Annotated in this window: 1 protein-coding gene; it reads right to left on the bottom strand. The window is 68.1% G+C overall.

What is annotated here, in order from left to right:
* Positions 1 to 251: class I tRNA ligase family protein (locus tag FVP33_RS19315; protein WP_246142443.1), on the bottom strand; the 251-nt coding region annotated here is incomplete at its 3' end.
* Positions 252 to 285: the final 34 nt, after the last annotated feature.

Genomic DNA, 285 nt, shown 5'->3' with positions numbered 1-285 from the left:
TGCTCGTCCTCAGTCCAGGGCCGGGCGGCTCCCGGCCGGACCAGCTCGCTCGCCCCGTCGGCGTACAGCAGGCGTACCGCCAGGTCCTCGCGGCCGAGATGGGGTTCAAGCCAAGCCAGGATATCGGCCACAGTCCGGCCACTCAGGCGCGCCGTCCAGATCGGAATGCGGTGCCCCCACCACAACTGGCGGCTGATACACCAGTCGCGTTTTTCGGCCAGCCAGGTGAGGTAGGTGTTGCGATAGCGCACATCTGGAGGAAACGAGACCCGCCGCCCGGATGGC

Origin of the sequence: Lacisediminihabitans profunda (genome assembly GCF_008040105.1) — a bacterium.
Classification (GTDB): Bacteria; Actinomycetota; Actinomycetes; order Actinomycetales; family Microbacteriaceae; genus Lacisediminihabitans; species Lacisediminihabitans profunda.
Note: the sequence above shows the minus strand (reverse complement) of the source record. Positions and strands in the feature narration are given on the sequence as shown.